Origin of the sequence: Hydrocoleum sp. CS-953, from assembly GCF_002260545.1 — a bacterium.
GTDB lineage: Bacteria > Cyanobacteriota > Cyanobacteriia > Cyanobacteriales > Microcoleaceae > Trichodesmium.
The window spans coordinates 1-3,668 of sequence record NZ_LGSU01000567.1 but is presented as its reverse complement, the minus strand read 5'-3'; the positions used below and the strand labels follow the sequence as shown (position 1 = coordinate 3,668).

Genomic DNA, 3,668 nt, shown 5'->3' with positions numbered 1-3,668 from the left:
CGGTTTTAACCACCAGGTAATTATCCATTATCCATTAATGAAACAGACTTAGGTCGAAACACTACTACCCCATAAGCATCAACAGATAAATATTTCAATGCTGCTTGTTGAATATCTGATGAGTCAAACGCCTGAATATTCTGAGGATAATTGAGCGCAGGTGCTATGTCTCCCACTATTGACTGATAAAAACCATTCCGAAAATATACAGTCTCTAGATCAAGGTAAAATTTTTTCCAATACTTTAGAATTCTCCTTAAATATATCAACACTAATTCCTGCCTTAAAGAGAATTAATAGCTAATTGCTGAATTATTACAAATCATCTAACTGATTTCCTGTCATAAATATGTTGACAAAATCATGGATTATATTGCGATAATCTCTTAAGGTTTTATCAACCCAATCTCTATCACTACTATCTGCATAAATATGCACTAATGGTTCTCCAGCATCAGGTAAAATTAATACCCAATTATCATCTTGATGATTAATAATCTTTACCCCATCAGTTAATTCTAATTTTTCTGGTGGATTAGTTTCTACAAAATACCGCATTAATGCTCCCTTTACTTTCCAAGGACAACGTACTGTATAAAAACGATGAGTAACAGCAGGAATATCCGCAGTTATTTGTCCTAGCGATCGCTCTTGAATAGTCAGCATTTCTATTACTTTAGCGATGCAAAACATAGCATCAAAGCCAGGATGTAATTTCGGGAAAATAAATCCCATATCACCACTTCCTCCTATTACCACATTATGATTAATTTGGCAAGCTTCCATTAATGCTGTAGGATTAGCTTTTGTCCGAATCACATGGCTATCATGGCGACGAGCAATTTGTTCTACTGCTGCAGAAGAATTGATTGGCACTACCACTGTACTCCGTGGATGAGCTGTTAACATTAGATTTACCATTAGTGCAGTTAACATTTCACCACGAATAGCAGAACCTGCTTCATCTACTAATATTAATTGTTCTCCATTTGCTGTTACCTGAACTCCAACATTAGCTTGCAAAGCTTCTACTACTCGACCTAATTGATCTAGTAAACTTTCTCTTTCTTCTATCTCTAAGGAAGTCTCTTTTAAACTAGCATTTAGAACTACCGCATCACAACCAAATTTAGTTAATAATTGTGGTAATACAGCTCCCGAAACACCATAACAATAGTCAATTACCACCTTAGATTTGCTATAGCGAATTGCCTCAGAATTGAGAAGATTTTCAAACCCTTTACTATAAGCATCTAATACTTCATGGCGATAAACCATATTCCCAATTTCTGATATTTGTACTCGGCGTAAATCTTCTTTAAAATATGCTCCTTCTATCTTTTTTTCTTTTGCTTTAGAAATATTAATTCCTTGAGAATCAAAGATTTCAATTAATATTTGGTCAGAACGACTAGGAGAAAGACGCACATGAACCCCACCCGCTAAATTCATAGTAGGTAAAATTGTTCTGGCAATAGGAATAGCAGCAGATTCTAAATTTATTACATCAATTCCTACTGACATTAAACCAGCAATTAAAGACCGAGAAACCATCCGAGATATATTACGTTGGTCGCGAGAAACTGATACTGTAGAACCTGATTTTAAGATAGAACCATAAGCAGCTCCTAACTTAACTGCAAATTCTGGAGTAATATCAATATTTGCTAATCCCTGTACCCCACGTTGTCCAAACAAATTTCTCTTGGCAGTTGTACCCCAAATCAAGTTAATATTCAGAGTCGCCCCAGATTCAACTTTTTTACTGGGCCATACTCTGACACTAGGACTAATCTGAGCTTCTTCTCCCACACTAGACAAAGAACCAACTACAGCACCTTCCAATACTTGAGCACGACGATCTATCCTAGTCCCTCGACAAATGACACAAGCTCGTAAATTTGTATCCTCTCCCACCAGTGCCCCATTCCAAACAATGGGGCGCTTCACATCAGCATCGGGAGCAATTGTTACATTATCTCCAATAACACTACCTGCTTCAATCCGAACTCTTGGACTAATTCTACAGTTATCTCCAATTAAAACTGGTGTCTCAATTTTAGCTGTCGGGTCAATAAAAGTATTTTCTCCTATCCAGAGATTAGGCGATCGCTCTTGATAAGCTAAATCAAGTTTTACTTTGTGTTGAAGTGCATCATATTGGGCTTCTCTATAAGCATCTAAATGTCCAACATCGCACCAATAACCCTCAGCAACATAGCCATACATTGGCTCATTTTTATCTAACAATACAGGAAATAATTCTTTAGAGAAATCACATTCTTGATTACTTGGTAAATAATCTAAAACTTCTGGTTCTAAAATATAAGTTCCTGTATTGACAGTATCAGAAAATATTTCACTTGTAGAAGGTTTTTCAAGAAACCTTTTGATTCTTTGTTCTTTATCTGTAATTACTACTCCAAATTCAATTGGGTTGTTAACTCGTGTTAATACTAACGTAGCTTTTGACCTATGTTTTTTATGAAATTCTATAGCTGCACTTAAATCAAAATCTGTAATTGTATCTCCACTAATTACTAAGAAGGTTTCATCTAAAAGTTGTGCTATATTTTTCACACAACCAGCAGTTCCTAGAGGTTGTTCTTCTTCGACAGCATAAGTCATCTGAACACCAAATTTACTGCCATCTTGAAAATATTCACGCATAACATCAGGCAGATAATGTAAAGTCGCAATAATCTCCCTAATTTGATGTCTTTTTAACAGATTAATAATATGTTCAGCTATAGGACGATTTAAAATTGGGACCATTGGTTTAGGAATATCGCAGGTCAGTGGTCTGAGTCGCGTTCCTGAACCTCCAGCCATTAACACCGCACGCATAATTTACTCCTTTGTTAAATTTTTTCTATACCTATATAAATTCATTCAGACTAATTTCAGTTATTAGTTATTAGTTATTAATTATTAGTACCTCCAGTTTTAGCTGAAAGCCAGAGAATCCAAAATTTTCTTTTTTTATCTGTACACGGACAGCTCACTGCCAAGCCAAGGGAAGACTTGAGACCTTATTTCTCAAGCAAAATTATTTGCTTTTTATCCAAGAGTTTTCCCAACAATATTTTTGGAATTTACTTTGGCAGAAATTTTACCAAAATTTATCAAAATTCGCCCTTAATGGTTAATGGTAGAATTTTAAAAATCTCAGCAGCTACATACAATTAATTATACCAAATTGATAAATATAGCAATCCTCCGCATATTCGTGGCAAAAATATTACTGCTTTTCAGGGAACAGCTTCAGAAGCAAACAAGCAACAAGTAGGAGTTTCCACTTTTTTATGTACTTTTTAATTACCCGCAACCTATGGGCGGATTGATATATTTAGCGAATAATTAATAATTAATAGTTAATAGTTAATAATTAATAGTCAATAATTAATTATTCATTCAACAATTAAGGTTTAAAGCCACCCCCGATATGGGATAAATCAAAAAAATTTCCTTGAGCGCCAATCCTATCTGTTTCCAGAAGGGGTAATTATTAATTATTAATTGTTCCGCAGTGTTTTTTGCTTAATACATTTTATTTATAGTAGGTCAGAGGGAGTAGGTTTATTAGGAATTAATATATCTTCGTTTAATGCCTATAGTGGTTAAAAACATTGCTCTTACTTATTTACTTAATAACTGAAGTATTCAGT

General features: G+C 34.6%; 2 protein-coding genes. Both read right to left on the bottom strand.

Annotated elements, in window-relative coordinates; translation table 11 throughout:
- Window positions 1–20: 20 nt before the first annotated feature.
- Entirely contained in the window at window positions 21–176 is a 156-nt protein-coding gene (locus tag AFK68_RS36335) for a hypothetical protein (protein ID WP_168186337.1), read from the bottom strand.
- 139 nt (window positions 177–315) lie between these two features.
- Complete coding sequence (locus AFK68_RS06125; RefSeq protein ID WP_094672011.1) at window positions 316–2,847, bottom strand: mannose-1-phosphate guanyltransferase; 2,532 nt, start codon at window positions 2,845–2,847, stop codon at window positions 316–318.
- Between the last annotated feature and the right edge of the window lie 821 nt (window positions 2,848–3,668).